The 20,325-nt window shown below is 39.1% G+C and carries 22 protein-coding genes and 1 tRNA gene; 15 read left to right on the forward strand and 8 right to left on the reverse strand.

Going from position 1 to position 20,325, the window contains the following annotated elements:
* The first annotated feature begins 55 nt into the window (after window positions 1–55).
* The 10 genes from B4F08_RS12150 to B4F08_RS12195 all read left to right on the forward strand — a co-directional run bounded on the left by B4F08_RS12150 (window position 56) and on the right by B4F08_RS12195 (window position 7,809).
* Complete coding sequence (locus B4F08_RS12150; RefSeq protein WP_110975702.1) at window positions 56–550, forward strand: acyl-CoA thioesterase; 495 nt, start codon at window positions 56–58, stop codon at window positions 548–550.
* Between the two features lie 126 nt (window positions 551–676).
* Entirely contained in the window at window positions 677–2,494 is a 1,818-nt protein-coding gene (gene lepA, locus B4F08_RS12155; RefSeq protein WP_086210846.1) for a translation elongation factor 4, read from the forward strand.
* Between the two features lie 20 nt (window positions 2,495–2,514).
* Complete coding sequence (gene lepB, locus B4F08_RS12160; protein WP_086210847.1) at window positions 2,515–3,342, forward strand: signal peptidase I; 828 nt, start codon at window positions 2,515–2,517, stop codon at window positions 3,340–3,342.
* A gap of 24 nt (window positions 3,343–3,366) precedes the next feature.
* Window positions 3,367–3,741 carry a DUF4845 domain-containing protein gene (locus B4F08_RS12165; RefSeq protein WP_291374487.1) on the forward strand — a complete coding sequence of 125 codons (375 nt, stop codon included), beginning with the start codon at window positions 3,367–3,369 and terminating at the stop codon, window positions 3,739–3,741.
* Window positions 3,713–4,405 carry a ribonuclease III gene (gene rnc / locus B4F08_RS12170; RefSeq protein ID WP_086210849.1) on the forward strand — a complete coding sequence of 231 codons (693 nt, stop codon included), beginning with the start codon at window positions 3,713–3,715 and terminating at the stop codon, window positions 4,403–4,405. Before B4F08_RS12165 ends, rnc begins: the two co-directional genes overlap by 29 nt.
* Window positions 4,406–4,411: 6 nt before the next feature.
* Window positions 4,412–5,440: a GTPase Era gene (gene era, locus B4F08_RS12175; protein ID WP_086210850.1), complete on the forward strand. Its 1,029-nt coding sequence runs from the start codon at window positions 4,412–4,414 to the stop codon at window positions 5,438–5,440.
* 34 nt (window positions 5,441–5,474) lie between these two features.
* Window positions 5,475–5,672: an NF038104 family lipoprotein gene (locus B4F08_RS12180; RefSeq protein WP_110975701.1), complete on the forward strand. Its 198-nt coding sequence runs from the start codon at window positions 5,475–5,477 to the stop codon at window positions 5,670–5,672.
* A 10-nt stretch (window positions 5,673–5,682) separates the two neighbouring features.
* Window positions 5,683–6,393, forward strand: a complete 711-nt coding sequence (gene recO, locus B4F08_RS12185) for a DNA repair protein RecO (protein ID WP_291374488.1) — start codon at window positions 5,683–5,685, stop codon at window positions 6,391–6,393.
* Window positions 6,394–6,406: 13 nt separating this feature from the next.
* Window positions 6,407–7,132, forward strand: coding sequence for a pyridoxine 5'-phosphate synthase (pdxJ, locus tag B4F08_RS12190; RefSeq protein WP_086210853.1), 726 nt, complete (start codon window positions 6,407–6,409; stop codon window positions 7,130–7,132).
* Between the two features lie 23 nt (window positions 7,133–7,155).
* A complete protein-coding gene (locus tag B4F08_RS12195; protein WP_086210854.1) occupies window positions 7,156–7,809 on the forward strand; it encodes a tRNA-(ms[2]io[6]A)-hydroxylase in 654 nt (217 codons plus the stop codon).
* 227 nt (window positions 7,810–8,036) lie between these two features.
* On the opposite strand, the gene B4F08_RS12200 is transcribed toward B4F08_RS12195, so the two are convergent.
* From B4F08_RS12200 to B4F08_RS12210, 3 genes are all read right to left on the reverse strand, one after another.
* Window positions 8,037–8,573, reverse strand: coding sequence for a hypothetical protein (locus tag B4F08_RS12200; RefSeq protein ID WP_291374489.1), 537 nt, complete (start codon window positions 8,571–8,573; stop codon window positions 8,037–8,039).
* 10 nt (window positions 8,574–8,583) lie between these two features.
* The gene (locus B4F08_RS12205) at window positions 8,584–9,186 is read right to left on the reverse strand and encodes a TetR/AcrR family transcriptional regulator (protein WP_291374490.1); all 603 of its coding nucleotides are present in this window, start codon (window positions 9,184–9,186) and stop codon (window positions 8,584–8,586) included.
* Window positions 9,187–9,413: 227 nt separating this feature from the next.
* Window positions 9,414–9,489: transfer RNA gene (locus tag B4F08_RS12210), tRNA-Asn, on the reverse strand.
* Window positions 9,490–9,739: 250 nt separating this feature from the next.
* Between B4F08_RS12210 and B4F08_RS12215 the strand changes: the two genes are divergently transcribed.
* A complete protein-coding gene (locus B4F08_RS12215) occupies window positions 9,740–10,198 on the forward strand; it encodes a hypothetical protein (protein WP_291374491.1) in 459 nt (152 codons plus the stop codon).
* 58 nt (window positions 10,199–10,256) lie between these two features.
* Here the strand turns inward: B4F08_RS12215 and B4F08_RS12220 are convergent, their stop codons facing one another.
* Entirely contained in the window at window positions 10,257–10,694 is a 438-nt protein-coding gene (locus B4F08_RS12220) for a PaaI family thioesterase (protein WP_162900268.1), read from the reverse strand.
* Between the two features lie 339 nt (window positions 10,695–11,033).
* Between B4F08_RS12220 and B4F08_RS12225 the strand changes: the two genes are divergently transcribed.
* The 3 genes from B4F08_RS12225 (at window position 11,034) to B4F08_RS12235 (ending at window position 14,108) form a co-directional block, all read left to right on the forward strand.
* Window positions 11,034–11,456, forward strand: a complete 423-nt coding sequence (locus B4F08_RS12225; RefSeq protein WP_086210859.1) for a GFA family protein — start codon at window positions 11,034–11,036, stop codon at window positions 11,454–11,456.
* Between the two features lie 127 nt (window positions 11,457–11,583).
* Window positions 11,584–12,453, forward strand: a complete 870-nt coding sequence (locus tag B4F08_RS12230) for a DMT family transporter (RefSeq protein WP_291374492.1) — start codon at window positions 11,584–11,586, stop codon at window positions 12,451–12,453.
* Window positions 12,454–12,779: 326 nt separating this feature from the next.
* Window positions 12,780–14,108, forward strand: a complete 1,329-nt coding sequence (locus tag B4F08_RS12235) for an MATE family efflux transporter (protein WP_291374493.1) — start codon at window positions 12,780–12,782, stop codon at window positions 14,106–14,108.
* 75 nt (window positions 14,109–14,183) lie between these two features.
* Here B4F08_RS12235 and B4F08_RS12240 read toward each other — a convergent pair whose 3' ends face one another.
* Complete coding sequence (locus tag B4F08_RS12240) at window positions 14,184–15,410, reverse strand: pyridoxal phosphate-dependent aminotransferase (protein ID WP_005399684.1); 1,227 nt, start codon at window positions 15,408–15,410, stop codon at window positions 14,184–14,186.
* A gap of 216 nt (window positions 15,411–15,626) precedes the next feature.
* Between B4F08_RS12240 and B4F08_RS12245 the strand changes: the two genes are divergently transcribed.
* Window positions 15,627–15,806, forward strand: a complete 180-nt coding sequence (locus B4F08_RS12245) for a hypothetical protein (protein WP_062032428.1) — start codon at window positions 15,627–15,629, stop codon at window positions 15,804–15,806.
* Window positions 15,807–15,987: 181 nt separating this feature from the next.
* On the opposite strand, the gene B4F08_RS12250 is transcribed toward B4F08_RS12245, so the two are convergent.
* The 3 genes from B4F08_RS12250 to B4F08_RS12260 all read right to left on the reverse strand — a co-directional run bounded on the left by B4F08_RS12250 (window position 15,988) and on the right by B4F08_RS12260 (window position 20,265).
* Window positions 15,988–17,370 (reverse strand): CmpA/NrtA family ABC transporter substrate-binding protein, encoded by a 1,383-nt coding sequence (locus B4F08_RS12250; RefSeq protein WP_291374494.1) that lies wholly within the window; start codon window positions 17,368–17,370, stop codon window positions 15,988–15,990.
* A 469-nt stretch (window positions 17,371–17,839) separates the two neighbouring features.
* Window positions 17,840–19,282, reverse strand: a complete 1,443-nt coding sequence (locus tag B4F08_RS12255) for a sensor domain-containing diguanylate cyclase (protein ID WP_291374495.1) — start codon at window positions 19,280–19,282, stop codon at window positions 17,840–17,842.
* Between the two features lie 191 nt (window positions 19,283–19,473).
* A complete protein-coding gene (locus B4F08_RS12260; RefSeq protein WP_110975889.1) occupies window positions 19,474–20,265 on the reverse strand; it encodes an A1S_2505 family phage non-structural protein in 792 nt (263 codons plus the stop codon).
* Window positions 20,266–20,325 lie beyond the last annotated feature (60 nt).

The raw sequence follows: 20,325 nt of genomic DNA on the forward strand, positions 1-20,325 counted from the left end.
TGATTGGCGTACACTGCGACATTCTTCGAGGAAATGGGGATTAGATAGAGTTGTTATGAGTAGTATTTTTGATTTAAACCTTCAGGTACAAGCAGAACATATCGACCAGTTGGGCCATGTGAATAATGTGGTTTATATGCATTGGATGCAGGATGTTGCAACAGCACATATTGATGCTTTGGGTTTGGGCTTAAAAGAGTATATTGAATTAAAACATGCCATGGTTGCGGTTGAGCATCATGTGCAGTACCGAAAAGCTGCATTTGAAGCGGATGAAATCATCTTACGGACATGGTTTGACGATATAAACGCTTTATATTCATCACGCCAGTATGTGTTTTATAGACCTAAAGACAATAGTATTTTATTTGTTGCACAAACCAAGTGGGCATGTGTTGAAATTGAAACGGGACGCCCGAAACGAATGTCACCCAGTTTTACCCAAGCTTACCAACCGCTTGCAAAAGATGTGAATGCCCTAGATTTTTCAATGGATTATTCAAAAAGCTCAGTACGAAGCGAAAAACGTAAAAAAGCGTCTGAGTTGTGAGAAGGAAGCGTATTATTATGGATACTTTGAAAAAACCATCTGCTATAATCCTTCGCAATTTCTATTCGGCTTTTGTTATGCATCGAAATTTGTCTGCATAACGCTTCATTTTGTTCAAGGTAGCCCATGGCGCAAGCTAAAAAATCTGTTGATATTAAAAATATCCGTAACTTCTCGATTATTGCGCATATCGACCACGGTAAGTCGACGCTTGCCGATCGTTTTATTCAGACCTGTGGTGGTTTGCAAGATCGTGAAATGCAAGCACAAGTACTAGACTCCATGGAGCTTGAGCGTGAGCGCGGTATTACTATTAAGGCTGCGTCGGTTACTTTGTATTATACCCATCCAAATGGGCAAGAGTATCAATTGAACTTTATTGATACACCGGGGCACGTCGATTTTTCATATGAAGTGTCACGCTCACTAGCTGCCTGTGAAGGTGCATTGTTGGTTGTAGATGCAGCGCAAGGCGTGGAAGCACAGTCGGTTGCGAACTGTTATACCGCTATTGAACAAGGTCTTGAGGTTCTTCCTGTACTCAACAAAATTGATTTGCCACAGGCTGAGCCTGAACGTGTGATTCAAGAAATTGAAGACATTATTGGTATTGAAGCGACGGAAGCGCCAACCTGTTCGGCGAAAACAGGGCTTGGGATTGATAGCGTTTTAGAAACATTAGTCAATGTCATTCCTGCACCAGTAGGTGATCGTGATGCGCCATTACAAGCTTTAATTATCGACTCTTGGTTTGATAACTATTTGGGCGTGGTTTCTTTGGTACGTGTGAAAGAAGGTCGTGTGCGTAAGGGCGACAAGATGTTGATGAAATCAACAGGTCAAACGCACATTATTACTTCTGTGGGTATTTTCAATCCTAAGCATACTGAAACAGACATCCTTGAAGCAGGTGAAGTTGGTTTCGTTATTGCAGGGATTAAAGACATTTTTGGTGCGCCAGTGGGTGATACGATTACCCTTGCAAGCACACCAGAAGTTAAAACTTTGCCAGGCTTTAAAAAAGTAAAGCCACAGGTGTATGCAGGTTTGTTCCCGATTGATTCAAGTGAATTTGAACCATTTCGTGAAGCTTTGCATAAACTCCAGATCAATGATTCTGCATTATTCTTTGAACCTGAAAGCTCAGATGCTTTAGGTTTTGGCTTCCGTTGTGGCTTCTTAGGCATGCTACACATGGAAATCGTACAAGAGCGTTTAGAGCGTGAGTATGATTTAGACCTCATTTCATCTGCACCGACAGTGATTTACGAAGCGGTGATGAAGAATGGTGAAACGATTTATATTGACAGCCCATCAAAAATGCCAGATGGTTCAACAGTCGAAGATCTACGCGAGCCGATTGCCGAGTGCCATATCCTTGTACCGCAAGAGTATTTGGGTAATGTCATGACTTTGTGTGTAGAGCGCCGTGGTGTGCAAAAAGACATGAAATTTATGGCGAACCAAGTTTCGATTACCTTTGAAATTCCAATGGCGGAAGTGGTGATGGACTTCTTTGATAAATTGAAGTCGTGTTCACGTGGTTTTGCATCCTTAGATTATAATTTTGTCCGTTTTGAAAGTTCATCATTGGTCAAAGTTGATGTTCTAATTAACGGTGAAAAAGTTGATGCCTTAGCTATGATTTGTCACCGTCAAGATGCGCGTCACCGTGGTATCGCACTGGTTGAAAAAATGAAAGATTTGATTCCACGTCAAATGTTTGATGTCGCGATTCAAGCTGCAATTGGTGCACAAATTATTGCTCGTTCCACTGTAAAAGCGATGCGTAAAAACGTCTTGGCTAAATGTTATGGTGGCGATGTTTCTCGTAAGAAGAAACTTCTCTCGAAGCAAAAAGAAGGTAAGAAACGTATGAAGCAAGTGGGAAGTGTAGAAATTCCACAAGAAGCGTTCTTGGCTGTGTTGAAAGTAGAAAGATAATAAGGTAGGACGATAAGCCCATGGATTTTGATTTTAATTTAATACTTGTTCCTGTCACGCTCATATTCTTTTTGGTGTGGTTGCTTGATAAGTTTGTATTCAAGCAGCGAGCGACAAAAGGCAAGGGGAATGAAAATTTTGTCATTACTTGGGCTTATGATTTTTGGCCAGTCCTCGCAATCGTTCTATGCTTACGTTCATTCTTTTATGAACCTTTTAACATTCCTTCAGATTCGATGGTGCCGACATTAGAGACAGGTGATTTCATTTTGGTCAACAAATTTGACTATGGTGTGCGCCTTCCAATTGTGAATAAAAAAGTGATTGATGTTGGGGAGCCTGAGCGTGGGGATGTAATTGTATTCCGTTATCCTCCTCAACCAACAATTAGCTATATTAAACGTGTAGTGGGTATTCCAGGGGACCATATTGTTTTTGATCATGGGCAATTAAGTATTAATGGTCAAAAAGTGGCTAAAGTTCCTGTCCAGTTTAGTCGTGAAAAAGATAGTTTGGATACACCAACCTCTATTTATCACAAAGAAACGATTGGCAAGCATACCTTTACCATGCGTGAGTTAGAAGGGGTGAATGTTGCACGACAAGCACCATATATTAACTTTGTAGAAAATGGTAAATACTCTGCTGAAAATGGTTTATATTGGGAAGTGAAAGTAAAAGAAGGTGAGTACTTTGCGATGGGGGATAATCGTGATCAAAGTGCTGACAGCCGCTTTTGGGGGATGGTTCCTGAACAGAACCTGACAGGTCGTGCATTCTACATTTGGATGCATAAGGAACCTGGCTTTAAGCTACCGTCATTTAACCGTAACGGTAGCATTGACTAGTATATCGTTTCGGAAAAATAAAAAATGCGTAAGAATCAACAAGGGGCATCTTATATCGCCATTTTATTTGCAATCATGGGGTTTGCATTTATGGCGAAAGTGGCGATTGCGGTATGGGCTCCATATTTTGATGATCGGATGATCAATAGCCAAATTGAGGAACTATTTCAAAATAGTTCGAAAAATATGCAGCCAGCCGAGTTTGAAAGTAAGCTTTCTCAACGTTTGGAAATGAATAACATTCGAGATGTAAAAATTAAAGAGATTATGCAGGTCACCAATACCGAAGGGTTGCAGGTGAAAAAGGAGTATGAGGTAAGAAAACCCTTCTTGCTGAATATAGATTTGGTATTAAAGTTCGAGAAAAGTTTTGATCAAAGCTCAGTCCAAGCTAAGTGAAGCCCGCTTAGCGAGCCGTATCGGTTATCAGTTTAAACAACCTGAATTACTTCAGCTTGCACTGACCCACCGATCGGTGAGCCACAAATACAACTATGAGCGCCTAGAGTTTCTAGGCGATTCTTTGTTAGGGATGATTATTGCAAATTATCTTTATAAAGCTTATCCAACTGAAAATGAAGGACGCTTAACGCGTATGCGTGCGACTTTGGTACGTCAGGAAGCTTTAGGTAAAATTGCAAATGATTTAAAACTCAGCCAGTCGCTCATTTTAAGCACTGGTGAGTTAAAGTCAGGTGGACATCATCGTGAGTCCATTCTTGCGGATACGGTTGAGTCGATTATTGGTGCAATCTATGTGGATTGCAGTGATTTAACGGTATTAGAGCCGATTGTGCTAAAATGGTATGAGCCGTATTTAGACCATATCGAGCCGACCGATCAACTTAAAGATCCAAAATCACGTTTACAAGAATATCTACAGGCACGAAAAAAAGCTCTCCCAGTTTATGATGTGGTCGATATTCAAGGTGATGCACCGAATCAACATTTCAAAGTGGAATGTAAAGTCGATGGATTGCCTGTTGTAAAAGGTGAAGGTACAAGTCGTCGCTTTGCTGAACAAGCTGCAGCGGCAGATATTTTAAAACTATTGGAGCAGTAATCTGCCATGTCAAATTCTTCCGATCACATTGATGCTGATCACGAGTCGCAAAGCGACAGTAATGATTTAATTAGCCAGTTTTTTAGTGCACAAGGTACCGAAATTCCTTCAGATTTTCGTAGTGGCTTTGTTGCAATTGTTGGTCGTCCAAACGTAGGGAAATCTACGTTGATGAACCATTTGTTGGGTCAGAAATTATCAATTACTTCCCGTAAACCACAAACTACACGTCATAAGATTGTGGGTATTGATTCGCGCTCAAAATCTCAAGCAGTGTTTGTGGATACGCCAGGGATGCATAAGAAAGAAGTTCGCGCCATCAATAAAATGATGAACCGTGCTGCATCTTCTGCATTACGTGATGTTAACTTGGTATTGTTTGTTTTGGATGCAGACAAGTGGACTCAAAACGATGAACTAGTTTTGGAAAAACTTAAAACCGCAGATATGCCTGTCATTTTAGTGATCAATAAAATTGATACACTTGAAAATAAAAATCATGCATTACCTTTGATTCAAGAGCGCGCAAAACTGATGAATTTTGCGGAAATTGTTCCTGTTTCTGCTCTTCGTGGTGCAAACTTAGATCATTTGCGCGATACGATTGAAAAATATTTACCCTTCCAACCACCATTATATTCATTAGATCAATTAACCGATCGTTCTGAGCGTTTCTTAGCATCGGAAATTATCCGTGAAAAGATTATGCGTCAGTTGGGTGAAGAACTACCTTATGATTTAACTGTACAAATTGAGTCATTTAAGACGGAAGAGGCGACAGTGAATGAAAAAACAGGTCGTCCAAAACCAGCATGTACTTATATTGATGCAACGATTTTTGTCGATCGCCCAGGTCAAAAAGCCATTGTGATTGGTGAAAAAGGCAGTAAGCTGAAGAAAATTGGGATGGATGCTCGTGTTGACATGGAAAAAATGTTTGAGCAGAAGATCATGCTGACACTTTGGGTGAAGGTTAAAGGCGGCTGGTCTGATGATGAGCGTGCATTAAAAAGCTTAGGTTATAGTGATATCTAAGTTAAAGTAAAACGAATTTTATAGGAATGGTGTTATGGTCAAAGTGTTTGCGGTAATCGCTTGTATGTTATTTTTGCAAGGGTGTATCCACAAAATCGTCACCGTTCCTGTAAAGATCGCTTATAAAACCACTAAAGGCGTGGTAAAAGGAACCGCAGCAGTGGTTGGAGCTGTTATCCCAGATGGGGATGATGAAGACAGTGAAAAGAAAGATAAAGATAAAAAAGATTAGTTAATTTCTCATGCGCAATGAAGTACTGCATGGTTACTTAATTCACCATAGAAAATACCGTGAACGTAGTCATATTGTGCATTTATTTACCCAAGAGCATGGGCGGGTTGATGGTATTTTAAGACAAACCCCGCCGCCGCAATACCAACCGATCTGTCTGCAGGCTTCGGGTAAATCTGAGCTCAAAAATTTTACAAAACTTGAAATTGTGAATCAGCCAATTTTTTTCTTTGGGGATGCTTTTTTTTCAGGTTTTTATCTCAATGAAATTCTACTCAGACTCTGTCCACTTGAAGTACAAATGGAGCAAAGCTTTGCTCAATATGCACATACGCTAACACAGTTACAGCAATTGACGCAGCAAGCCAATCCCAATCAATTTTTAAAACAAATTCTAAGGCAGTTTGAGCACGAACTGCTGGAAGATTTGGGCTATGCTTTAGATTTTTCGACCGATGCCAATCAACTCGAAATACAAGCCTCGCTTAACTATATTTTTCAGTTGAATGAAGGCTTTATTCCTACTGCGCAAACCTCGCGAGCGACCTTAAATGGACAGCAAATTTTAAGCATGTGCCAATATGAAAAGGGTAGGGATTTTGGTTTGGAACAGTTACAATTACTGACCAAGTTGTATCGACAAATGATTAGCTCGTTGTTAGGCGATCGTCCCTTAAAAAGTCGTCAGTTGTGGATTCAGAACACTCAAACTCAATCGTAATTAGGAAATGAATATGGCTGCATTACTTGGTGTAAATATTGACCACGTGGCAACTTTACGACAAGCGCGTGGAACGTCTTATCCAGATCCAGTCAATGCAGCACTGATCTGTGAGCAAGCAGGGGCGGAAGGGATAACTTTGCATTTACGTGAAGACCGTCGTCATATTCAAGATGACGACGTGCGTCGTATGCGCCCAGCGCTAAAAACACGTATGAATTTGGAACTGGCAGTGACAGATGAAATGATTGCATTTGCCAAAGAAATTAAACCGCATCACGTATGTTTCGTTCCTGAAAAACGCCAAGAAGTCACGACCGAAGGGGGCTTGGATGTGGTGGGCCATTTTGATGATGTTAAAGCGGCAACTCAAGCCTTGTCTGAGATTGGCTGTGATGTGTCCTTGTTTATTGATGCTGACTTTGCACAAATTGATGCAGCGGTTGCTTGTGGTGCGCCAACCATTGAGATTCATACGGGTGCTTATGCTGATGCTGAAACACCTGAAGTTCAGCAACATGAGCTTCAACGTATTGTCAAAGGTGCCGAATATGCAGCATCTAAAGGCTTAGTTGTGAATGCTGGGCATGGACTCAACCTTGAAAACGTGACTCCAATTGCGCAAATTCCACAGATCCACGAATTAAACATCGGACATTCCCTAATTGCGGATGCCATTTTTGTAGGTTTGGAACAAGCGGTGCGTGAAATGAAAGCGGTCATTAAAGCTGCACGTTAATTTTAAAGTTTTAAGATTTAAATATGTCGAATATCAATTATGATGAACTCATGAAGCCCGTCATTGGTTTCTTGGGTTGTGAAACACCAAAAGCTTGGTTGGATGAAGCTATCAATAATCTTGATGTGCTGATGCAAGATCATGCGAATTGTGAAAAAAAAGCAGCAGGCACAGCGATGAACCTGATGTTTCGGTATAGCTTCTTTACCGATTTACAAGTCAAGCTTGCACAATTGGTTCGTGAAGAAATGCTACATTATGAGCAAGTGCTTGAATTTATGAAAAAGCGTGGGCTAGAGTGGAGCAATCTAAGTGCAGGTCGCTATGCGGGTGGTTTACGTAAAGAAGTACGAACTTATGAGCCTGAAGCTTTAATTGATATTTTAATCATTGGTGCTTTTGTCGAGGCGCGTTCGTGTGAACGTTTCTATGCGTTGGCACCTATGGTGGATGAAGAATTAGGCCGTTACTATCGTTATTTATTAAAGTCTGAATCCCGTCATTTTGAAGACTATTTGGCTTTGGCTTTAGAAGTTGCACAAACGGGTAAATTGAAAAACCCGAAAGAGGATATTCAAGCGCGTATTGATCATATTCGTAACGTTGAAAAAGAGCTGATTAGTACCTCTGATGATCTGTTTCGTTTCCATAGTGGTGTACCAGTCAAAGTGGCTTAGTCTTTTACTGGTTTTTGAAGTGTATCTCTCGTTTTACGTCATGCTGAACGATGCAAATAAAAGCCCAATCTAGTGAGATTGGGCTTTTATTTTTTATGAGTTAAGGCTTTTTTTCTCAGCTCGATTGATTAGCCATGTTATGAGTAAACCTGGAACCAGAAAGCCTAAAAGTACTAGAAAACCGTGAACGAGAGAGGCCGCAGGCTCTTGTAGGGTTGCTGCGTGTTTCATTGGCGATAGCCATGGAGAAAGTTGAAAAAAGCTGATAACCAACAAGACAGTTGGCCATAAGATGGAAATATGTTCTCTGCCAAAGTTTCTCCATGCATAAAAAATGAGTGCAATGCTAAACAGACCCTCAAAAATCCATGAACCAGTACCCCATTTTCCCCATAACCCATGTGCTCAGCAGAATATGGATACAGTGCTAAATCCATATTGTGCATAGGCCAATCGGCAAGCCAATGCGAGAAACAAGCGAACCCTGCGATGAGCGCAACACGTTTGTCTTTCCTAAAAAATAAAGCCCAAACGATAGAGAGGATCACAGCCATAACTAGGGAATGATCCCAGTTAATAAACGTTAAATCAAAGAATAAGTAGGGACCTGCTTGCAGATTTGGTGTGACATGATTTAGACCCAACATGATGAGTAAACCATCAATGATATCGAGAAAACCCACACCGAGCATGATGGGAAGGGTTGGAACTTTTGGGAATTTTGATTTAATGGCTAAACCAATGGCTAAATGTCCGACATACATAATGATTCACCTATCTAGATTGGAGTAGGGTTAAGCTGTTTCTTAAAACGGCATTAATAAAAGAATCATCAACTTTTTTATTTTCAATAAAAATTTGAAAGTAAAAACTTCCTAGCGTCATGCTGATGATGTCATGAATATTTTGTTGTTGCTGGTTTTCAGGGAGTAATCTCTGAAAACTTTGGGCAATGAGTTGGTAACGTGCATGCCATAAATCTTGACGCTTACGAATACTGATTTCATCCTTAATGTTTAATGATGCTTGCAAGAATGAGTGACCAAGTGGGGATTGTAAAAACATTGCAAGTTGCTGCAACATGATTTTAAAGGCATCTATTGGTGCTAATTCTTGCGGTATCTCAATGGAATCTTGGATTTTATTTGCAATAGCATCCACAATTAAATCATCAAGGGATGACCATCTTCGGTACAGTGTTGTGCGACTAATCCCTGTCAATTTTGATAGTTGCTGTAGGGAAATATTTGCATAGCCTTGACTGAGCAACAGCTCGAATAAAGCCTCATAAATGACCTGTGAATTTGAACGGTCTTGTTCACTGACTAAGGCCTGTTGGCTTTTATTTCGGTATTTCTTTAAAGGTAAGTCGCTCATGCTTAGCTATCTTAATTTTTATATGTAACATATGTTACATTGTGTTTTGGATTTTAGAAAGCTTGTTTTTTGATCTGTTACAAATGTAGATCAAAATTGGAAAAAATACAGAGATTGCTTTTGCAAGGGGCTGAAAGCAGAGTTGAACTTATAATCAGGCAAGTATGGTGATGCTGATATTTGGGCAAAAAAAAGCCCACGTCATATTGCGTGGGCTTTCTTGAATTTGGCTCTCCAACCTGGGCTCGAACCAGGGACCTGCGGATTAACAGTCCGTCGCTCTACCGACTGAGCTATTGGAGAATCTGCATGCGATTATAAGGACATTTTATAGTGGGTCAAGTCTAAAATGTCATGTTGCTGTCATTTTTGTTTCGGATGCTTCTAATTTGAACAAAAAAAATATTTTCAAAAAAAATCGTAGCGAATTACTTGCAATGTTGAAATGGCATTGATAGTCTGAATTCAACAACAGAGCGTTTAATTAAAACTTAAACAGTGTGGATTTATCACCAACTTGCCAGCACTAAAATGGCTAAACAGGAGAAAGCGAATGAATACGCTGACAATTTCCGATCTTTTCAATCATCTTTCTGATTATCAAAACCAGTATCTTTCGATCATTTCAGACCCTGAACAGTATTATACGGCTGTAGAATCTGCGTATATTGATGTTTGGCCCGTAGGTCGCACCGATTTGTATTTAGGTGACTTACTACAGCTTTGGTTTAGTGAACGCTGGTTAATTAGCAGTTCATGTCAGTTATTGTCTGTGCAGACCGAGCGTAGTGTTAAAAAGTCCTTTCAACGTGAACATGATTTATATCTATACCAACTCTCAGGTAGTGCATTGTCTGGAAGTAATCGTTCTAAAGTGTGGTCTGTCTCTGAAGGGAAAAGTTTAGACGTAAGTTTGGATAGTGCATTTAAGTATTATTGTATTTTTAAAGGTGCACAACGTCCTGAAGCAGAGAGACCATATACGAACAATTCTTTTAAAACAGCGATCTAGCAGACAGGGATTGATTTGATTGAACAAAAAGGCACTGAGTTATCAGTGCCTTTGGTTGTTATGGGCGAATAATCATACAAGTGGCAGTGGCATGTGCATATAGTTTGCCATCTTCATCGACAATTTGACCTTCTGAAATGCCTAGGTTTTTACTGATGTTAATGACGTTGCCAATAGCAAGTAACTCTTTATCTTTTGGAATTGGACGACACATTTTAATATTCAGATCAATTGTGCCATAACCTACGCCAGCTTCAAGCATGCTATGTACAGCACAACCTGTAACTGAGTCGAGCACTGTTGCAGCAAATCCACCATGCACGCCACCTAGTGGATTTAAATGACGATGATCCGCTTTTGCTTTAAAGCTAATTTTCCCTTCTGACACTTCATAAGGCTGCATGGGAATGGTTTCACTAATGCTCGCGGGTGGAATATTTCCAGTACACATAGCTTGTAGAAGTTGTAGTCCAGTCATTTCTTTAGGGTTCATTATAGCTTCCTTTGTATTATTAAGTTCCTTTTTGGGACTTAATAGGAAATTAATCAAAATTTAATCATTAGGTCAATATTAGATTGTGAGCTGATCAGTAAAAACTTATAGAAATCCCTTATATTGAGATTGCTAAGAGAGATGGTTGAGCTTCAGGGGCATTATATTCCTGAATTTGCAGATGATGGTCTATCGAGTTTTATGAATCAGTGAATTAAAGAAGCTAATTGTTTCAAAAATAATGCATAAGTTTTAGGCATCGGAACACTTTTGATTTATATATGGAATAAACAATATTTTGATGCCGATTGACATCGTATTTTAATAATCAAGGAAATAATAATGAATGTATCTTGCTTATGCGGTAAAACCAAATTCCAAGCTGAGCTTAAAAATCATGATGTACATGCTTGTCATTGTTCGATGTGTCGTCAACAGTCGAGTGGTGTACTCATGAGCATTGACGTCGAACCAAGTAGTTTAACATTCCAAGACCAATCATATTTAAAGCTGTTTCAGTCGTCTGAATGGGGAGAGCGTGGTTTTTGTAGCGAATGTGGCACGTCACTTTTTTGGCGTACTCAAGATGGGAGCTATTGTAATATCAATGTATTTGCTATGGACGAGCAGCCGAAAGACTTAAAGCTTAGTACGGAGATTTATATTGATAACAAACCTGACTTTTACCAATTTAAGTATTCTACAGAACAGCTCACGGAAGCAGATGTTATTGCCTTATTTTCCCCAAATGAAAAAGAAAGATAGTTGTCGGTTGTATAGAGCTTGAAATTTACATCAATATTCCTGATAAGTTGAATGAGAAAATCACTATAGATTTAATAAATTATATTAGATATATCTAAAGTAAGCTGTTGAATAAGGATGCTCAAACATGCTGCTTAAAATTTGTGTAGCGATGTTGGCCTTTGCTGCGAATTCTGTACTGTGTCGTTTAGCTTTGGCTGATCAGCAGATTGATCCTATGAGTTTTAGCCTGATTCGGGTGTGTAGTGGTGCCGCAGTATTATGGGTACTTTATAGGTTTTCTACACATAAGGCGAAAATAGAATGGAACATAAAAAACGGATTCTTGCTCGCTTTATACATCGTTGCTTTTTCACTTGCTTATTTGCATATTGATGCAGGTGTGGGAGCGCTGCTCCTCTTTGGTACGGTTCAGCTCAGTATGGTCGCTTATGGATTGTATCATGGTGAAAAGATCAATCTGCGTTGTGGTCTTGGTCTAGCGATTGCACTTTTAGGTATTCTCATTTTGTTGTTGCCTGGGGCTTCAGCACCTCATTTGGGCTATGCCACGATGATGGTACTTTCAGGTATGGGATGGGCGATGTATAGTATTGCAGGTAAAAATATGCATAACCCACTAGCAAGTAGCTTGGCAAATTTTGTACTGGCGATTCCTTTTGTATTGCTGGTTTATTTAGCATTTTTCACGCAAACTTTTATCAAGCCACAAGGTGTAATTTTAGCAGTGCTGTCTGGTGGTCTAGCATCGAGTGGAGCTTATGTGCTGTGGTATGCCATAGTGAAGCAGATTGACCGTGTGACAGCCAGTAGTGTGCAATTGTCTGTGCCGTGTTTAGCGATTCTGGGTGGGGCATTGTTTATAGGTGAAGCACTGAGCTTTAGAATTATCATTTCTGCAGTGATTGTTTTGGTCGGGATTGCTTTGGTGATTTCGGCGTCGTCTCACTGCACCAATTTAAATAAATCGGATTTAATCGGTTCTGAACGTCCATAAGTAAATTTCAATTCATCCATAACTAATTTTGACTTTAGCTTTTGAGATAGAGGCTAGGTTCTATCATTGTCCTTATTTTAATTTTATATCATGTAAAAATGGAATGAACTAAATTGATTTTTAGTAAATAGGCTAGATATATTTTCATTTTGTTCGGTGTCATTAAATAAAACTAAAAATGTTCGGCATGAAACTTGTATATCAAGATACAGTTTCAGTAAAAATGAAATGTTGCTTAATTGTGCTACAAAAATACAAAAGTAAAAGGTATACCGTAGATATAAGTACCTTTCTCTTTAAGTTTAGAGAAACTTCTTGGTTTAATAATGAAAAAATTTTGGGATTTATTTATTCCTTTATTATTAGGGAATGTGACAATTGCGGTCAGTGGCTTGGTCGATACGCTGTATTTATCGCATTTTAGTGCAAAACATGTGGCAGTCTTAGCAATTGCAATATCTTTATATAGTATGGTTTTTATCTTTGGTTTTGGGCTTTTACAAGGCATGATGCAGACTTTAGCCGAAGCAAAGGGGAGTGGCGAGTTACATCAGATAGATTTGATCGTGAAACAAGGGATATGGAGTGTATTGCTTTGGGGCCTGTTTGGTATATGTGTACTCAGTCATGCTGATTCTATTGTCGATTTACTTGGTGCAGATGCAACATTAAAAGACATGATCTTGGTTTGTTTAAAGATCAGCATGTTTATTATACCCGTTCAATTATTACTGCGTGTTTTTTTTATTGTGACACAGACTTGTGGTCAAGCTAAGCTGGTTTTTTATGGCAATATTTTATTTCTAATTGCAAAGTTGATTTTGTCAGGTGTATTTATCTTTGGTATCCCACTTTGGGGCTTAAAAGCATATGGTGTTTATGGTGCATTTATTTCTTCATTTTTAGCATATTGTATTATATTTATAACTTTCTATATTTTTCTTATGGATAAAAGCCATCGGCTTCAATGGAAAGCCCCATTTTTCAACTTTGACATTTTAATAAAAATTTTACGTATAGGGATCCCTGCAAGTATAGTTATTTTCATTGATGTTTTTGCATTTACTTCAATTTCATTGCTTGCTGTTCCATTAGGGGATATTGCATTATCGGCAAACCAAATTGTGATGGTGGCGGGTTATTGGTTGTTTAATGTTATTAATGCGCTGATTGTAACATTTAGCATATTACTGTCGATAAAAATTGGAGAAGGTCACCAAGAACAAGCTTGGCAATTAAGCCAAAAAGCTGTTTATATCGTGTTGACGGTGGCGTCAATTTTGTCTTTCAGCTTGTTTTTATTTCAAAAGCAATTTGTTGTTTTATTTACTTCAGATCAGTCCGTTGCATTTATGGTTTCATCACTGATTGTATTGGTCTGTCTATTTCACATCGCAGATGCAATGCTTGCGATCGCTGTAAATTTACTACGTTGTTGGCAGGTCACTTTGCTTCCAATGTTCATTTATAGTTTTATGTTGCTTGTCGTTGGGCTGGGTGGCGGTTGGTATTTTGCTTTTCACCCGATGAGTTTTTTTGAGATAAATATCCCTTCGATGGGTATCCATTCATTTTGGGTTTTTGCTACCTTTGCTTATGCAAGTTCAGCAATTTTATGTCTGATTTGTTTGTACTATCGCAAATATCTAAACTAAGTAAATTCACTTAAGATTTGTATAAAAAACCCGCGAAGTTCGCGGGTTTCTCTAATCTAACTTTAAAGGGTTAAATTATTTTTCAGCAGCAATTGAAGCAATCGCAGCATCTACGCCTTCGATTGAATCAGCAGCTTTCTTGATACGAGCAAGCGCATCAACAAGCACTTCGTCAGCAGTTGCGTAAGAAATACGCATGAAGCCACCTAAGCCAAATGCATCACCAGGAACTACGGCTACACCAGTTTCTTCCAATAACCACTCAGAGAATTCTGTGCAAGATTTTAAACCTTTCGCACGAATCAATGGACGGATGTTTGCATATGCATAGAATGCACCATCAGCAGGTAAGCAAGAAATACCGTTGATGTCGTTCAAACCGCTAACTACTAAGTCATGACGGCGTTTGAATGCTTCAATCATTGGCTCAAGAACGTCTTGAGGCCCATTCAACGCAGCTTCAGCAGCAACTTGTGAAATTGAAGTTGGGTTTGAAGTTGATTGAGACTGGATTTTTTTCATTGCGCCAATCAGCTTAGCAGGACCTGCTGCATAGCCAATACGCCAGCCAGTCATTGCATACGCTTTAGACACACCGTTTAACACGATTGTACGGTCATAAAGGTCTGGTGCAACTGTTGCGATGTTGTAGAACTCATCATCCCAACGGATTGGTTCGTACATATCGTCAGATGCGATATATACTTCAGGATATTTACGAAGCACGTCAGCCAAAGCTTCTAATTCAGCTTTAGTGTAGATCATGCCTGTTGGGTTTGATGGACTGTTTAAAACCACTAAGCGTGTTTTGTCTGTGATCGCTGCTTCAAGTTGAGCAGGGGTGATCTTGAAACGTTGTTCTTCGCCACATTTCACAATAACAGGAACGCCTTCAGCGATGATTACCATGTCTGGGTAGCTTACCCAAAATGGTGCAGGGATGATCACTTCATCACCTTTGTTTAACAAAGCAAGTGCTAAGTTAAAGAATGACTGCTTGCCACCGCAAGAAACCAAAATCTGGTTTGCTGCATAATCAAGGTTATTGTCGCGCTTGAATTTTGCAATGATTGCTTTTTTAAGGCCTGGCGTACCATCTACAGCGGTATATTTTGTGAAACCGTTGTTAATCGCTGCAATTGCTGCATCTTTGATGTGTTGTGGGGTGTCAAAGTCAGGTTCACCTGCGCCCAAGCCAATAACATTCTTGCCAGCTGCTTTTAATTCAGCAGCTTTGTTGGTCACAGCAAGAGTTGGGGACGGTTTGATGGCATTTACACGATCAGAGAGACGTACGTCCACGGCATATTCCTTCTTATGGGGATTAAAAAATAAAAAGCACACTATCTTAGCTCAAAAAACTCTAGCAAGGCGTTTAAAAACGCAGAATTTTTGAAAAAAACATAATTTTTTTTAAATTTTGGGTTTCGAAATACAAAAATTGACAGAATGTGGAAGTTTCTCGCATCTCAAAGAAAAAAACTTTAAAATAAACCTAATTTGATGAGAGTGATGGTCATGAGTAAGCAACAGCCTACTTCAAAAAAACCTTTGGTGAATCTCCCTTTCCCAATGCCGAACGTAGAAGGCAGTTCTGATGATGTTGCACATAATCAGGTGCGCCCAAAACCTGAGCAATATGCAGATCGAACGTGGATGCCACCTCGTGGTACACGCCGTTCAATGGGTAAACGCTAAGGTTTAAAAAACGTGTAATAAAAAAGCCAATGCTGTAGCGTTGGCTTTTTTTATTCACTTAACGAAATATATCAAATGAAATCATGAGGCTAGTAAGACATAAACGTTAGTGCATTCCAATACGGATCATCGGTACAGAAATCATCATCAGATACTTACTAACCACATATAAACATAGAATTTATTTGTAGCCAATTTTAAATGCAGCCAAGAATTGATTTGGCTGTTTTGCGTCGAATACAATGTGGTCAAGGGCGCTAGTTTGAGGAGCTTTGATGAAGGCATTATTTTTTAGGCTTGGAAATTGCGTATCCTGCATCTTACCTTCTTGAATTAATGCTTGCGCAGCTTGTACATAAATATCAGGACGATAGGCCTTTTGGGCTGTTTCTAGGTACCATTGATCTGTTTGACTAGTGCTGATTTGTCCCCAACGACGCATTTGTGTTAGCCACCATACTGCATCTGAATAATAGGGAATGCCATATTGTCCCTTGAAGAATGTATGAAATGATTTTGCTGGTCGAACATCGCCTTGTTCATACTCAAATACGCCAGTCATACTATTGATAATAATATCTTCATCGACATGTAGATAATTATCTTGTGCAATAATTTTTGCAGCTTCTTTACGGTTTGCACCGTTATTTTCATCTAGCCAATTTGATGCACGTATTAAAGCTTTAACCAGTTTAAGTGTAGTCGTTGGATTTTGTTCAGTAAATTTTTTAGTTAGACCAAAGACTTTGTCTGAACCATTTTCCCAAATGGCATCTGAGGTGATGACAGGTACACCAAAACCTTTTTTTACGGCTTTCTGATTCCACGGCTCACCAACGCTATAGCCTGATGTCACACCTTCAACCATTGTTGATACCATCTCTGGAGGTGGAATAACGGTTAAATCTACATCTGAACCTGTATTTCCTGTGGTGTCATTATGTGCAGAATCATAAGTGCCCGGATGAATTCCGCCAGCAGCTAACCAATAGCGAATCATATAGTTATGTGTCCCCATTGGATAAGTCATGCCTAATTTAAATATTTTCTGCTGTTGCTTATATTCCGCAATCACAGGTTTTAAATTACTCGCACTAATGGGGTGCTTCGGTCGATTATTTTCCATAACTACGGTTTTTTTCATCTCATTCCAAACATTATTTGAAACCGTAATGGCGGCACCATTGTAGGAAAGGGTGAATGGTGTAACGATTGGTGTTTTTTCTGAGGATGTATCTATTATTGATGCTATAGGCATTGCTGCAAGCATATGAGCAGCATCGAGCTCACCACTCTGCACATGTTTGTAAAGTTCAGTCCAACTCGGTTGTGCTTCAAGTTTGACTTCGAGCCCTTCATCTTTAAAAAATCCCTTTTCAACGGCAATTGCAAGGGGAGCCATATCGGTTAATTTTACAAAGCCAATGGTTAATCTGGTTTTTTCAACAGCTAAAGGTTGAGCAGCTGTCTCTTGATCAGGTTCTTTTTGGCACCCCCCCAGTAAAAAACTGAGACCAAGCAAGCAGGGTATAAAAAAAGCCTTGTTTAATAATATCTTTTTCATTCATTTCCCAGATTTTATTGTGATTCGAGCGTCCTCGAATAGCAATATAGATGCCAAATGTAAAACCAAGGATAGAAATTCAAAATCTTATTTTTACTGTAGTAGGCTACTTATAGGTTTACGGTGAATATATGCATTTGATTTGGCGGGTAGGGGCTGTTAGTCGGGGGGAGTATTTCTGGTCTAACTGTATGTATCTCATCGTGTTTTGAGCGTATTTGGTGCAAGTGAAAGAAAACATGCCCATTTTTGTACATTTAGAATTGAATAGAATGGGGGGAGCATCAAGGTGGTGCATGGCAAGGGTATTGGGTCTTAAAGAATATGCGTTAAGTGAGGAGATTAAAATTATTTTTATACATTTTCACGCGAGTGAATCAAAAATGTAGGAGTTTAATTTTAAACTCCTACATAAGGCTTAGGGAATGTATGAGAAACAAAGATTTTTTAAGAGTTGGGTGGATTAAAATTAACGTGCGCGACGTTCATTGTCTGCATAGTATTGATTCTTCTGTTGGTACATCAGCTGATCTGCGCGTTTCAACATATCCTCAATCCGTTCATTCTCTCTGACGGTAGCGGATCCGATAGACAGACTAATCGGTTGGCTAGAATAGAATTGATTATCGACATGAATAAGTTCATGCAAACTATGTAGGCAGTTATGTAGAGCAGCTTCATCAGCACCTGACATTAGAATCACCAATTCATCCCCACCAATACGGGATGCAGAATAAAGCGTGTTTTGTATAAGCTGATTTAAAATACTTCCTACACGACGTAATAAACCATCGCCTACATCATGTCCAAAGTTATCATTCGCTTCTTTTAGACCATTCATATCGAGAAAAATACATGATACAGGTCGGATGGGACTACGTTCTAAACGATTCACTTCTTCAGTGTAGAAAGAGCGATTGTAGAGTTTAGTTAAAACATCATGTCTGCCTAGGTATTCTAAATAGTTCTCCGCCTTTTTGCGTGCAGTTATATCGGTCAAAGCAACTTGTACCATACTCCAGTCATCTCGATAATCTGGGAATACGGTAAATTGCAGTAAAACATGGCGGATACTGCCATCAAGAGCATAATTTACGGCTTCACGCTGATGGTGAATATTGCCATTCCATAATTCAATTAACTGCTCTCTAAAGGTTTGCACCATTTCTTTAGCAAAAATTTTATGGGTATTTTTCAGTAAAGTATTCTTATCCGCAGCACCAAACAAATCTAAGGTTGCTTGATTGACATCAATAATAATAATGTCTTGAATACACTGCATAATAAAATCATGATGCACATCTAAAAAGGTTTTAAAGTCATCTATACCTAAATGACGGACTTGGTCTAACCGAGCTTTGATACGGCTAAAATCTTCAACCCAGAGTGAGGTTGGTGAGAAATGAAAACGTGATTCGGCTAACTGTCGGTTTTTTTCTTCTAATCGACAGGCTGTTTTATATGAGGTGATGTCTTCTGTGGTGATGAGTAAACGAGATAGATCATGTTCATAGCCTGGTATAACAGTACCACGTAACTGAATATCTAATCGGGTACCTTTAATTGTGTAATTCACTGTTGTGCTGATGAATTCATTATGACCATTCCATAGACTCGATAGCTCTTGAATATGCGTTTTGGCCATGTCTTGTTTGAAAATAAGATCTAGATTCTGTTGCAGATGCTCCAGATTATCTGCTTCAAATAGTTCCAGTGTTTTGGGATTTACTTTTAAAATTTTAATTTTACGTGCACAAAGGAAAACACGAGCTTCGTCCTCTTGTAAAAACTCTTGTAGATTCTCAACACCTTGCTGTCGCCAGATTTCAAATTGCTGCTTTACTTCACTAAAATCTTCTAACCACATTGCTATTGGGGACAAATCGAAAACTGAAGAATCCAGAATCTCCATTTTTTTGCTCTTAATTATTTTTAAGTGAGCGTAGTATAGAGTCTATTTTTTCTTTTTGAAATCGTGAGGTAAATAAAAGATTTATAATTCATTTTGTGATTTAGTTGGCATTAAATTTGCTAGATTGAATTCTTGTTGAGCTATGATAGCTCCAATCAAGTCTCCAATCTGCAATAGATATATTCTTGTATTTAGCGTGTCGTTTTACGTGCACGGTGTTCAGGTTTAGGCGGTGATATTTCTCGAGTACCTTGCCATACTTCGATAAAGTCTTGCTCATTAATATTATAAAGTTCAAGCAACGCTAAAATGACACCGCCAAAGAGCATGGAACCTTCTGCATTTGATTCAAAGTCAAATATTTTGCCAGACAGAACATGCAAAATATCTTCAATTTCAAAAGCACGATCACGTCCATTACTGTCCGTTGGATACATCCGAGTATTTAGAATAATTTTGGCTAAGCTTTTTTCATTATCAGTTAGAGCCAGATGCTGAACCAGCATGTCGTCATTTTGGGTACTGAAAATCACAGCATCGTTAAAAATGGTATGCAGAAACTTTTTGTTTAGACGAGGCAGTGTTCTTTCTACAAATGGGCGAAATGATGCAGGAAAGATAACGTTATGCGAAATGCCTTTAAACATGGGGGCAATTTCTTCGACTTTATAACCTGCAATACCACAGCCGATAGAGGTGAGAAAATAAGTCATTTTCGGATGATTTTTGGTATAGATTTTAAAATCATCAATATAGTGTTGAATTTGTGAGAGCGGCATTTGTTGTAAGTGTTCGTTCATGGTAGGAATGGCATAACTTTGCCCCGACCAACCACGTCCAACACCTTTCATCGCCCCAAAATGTTCGAGTGCGGTACGTGCAGCACCATCTGCATGTTGGCCTGCCATGTTACTACCAAAAACAAATACAGTCTGTTCATCTAAGTTTTTGACGATGCTTTCGTCATGATATTGGTAAGTCATAGGCTCTGATTTTTCGCTCTTCTTCACTTCATGTTGCCCTTGAAACTGAGGAGGGTCAAG

Source organism: Acinetobacter sp. UBA6720 (genome assembly GCF_002454215.1).
Taxonomy (GTDB): Bacteria; Pseudomonadota; Gammaproteobacteria; order Pseudomonadales; family Moraxellaceae; genus Acinetobacter.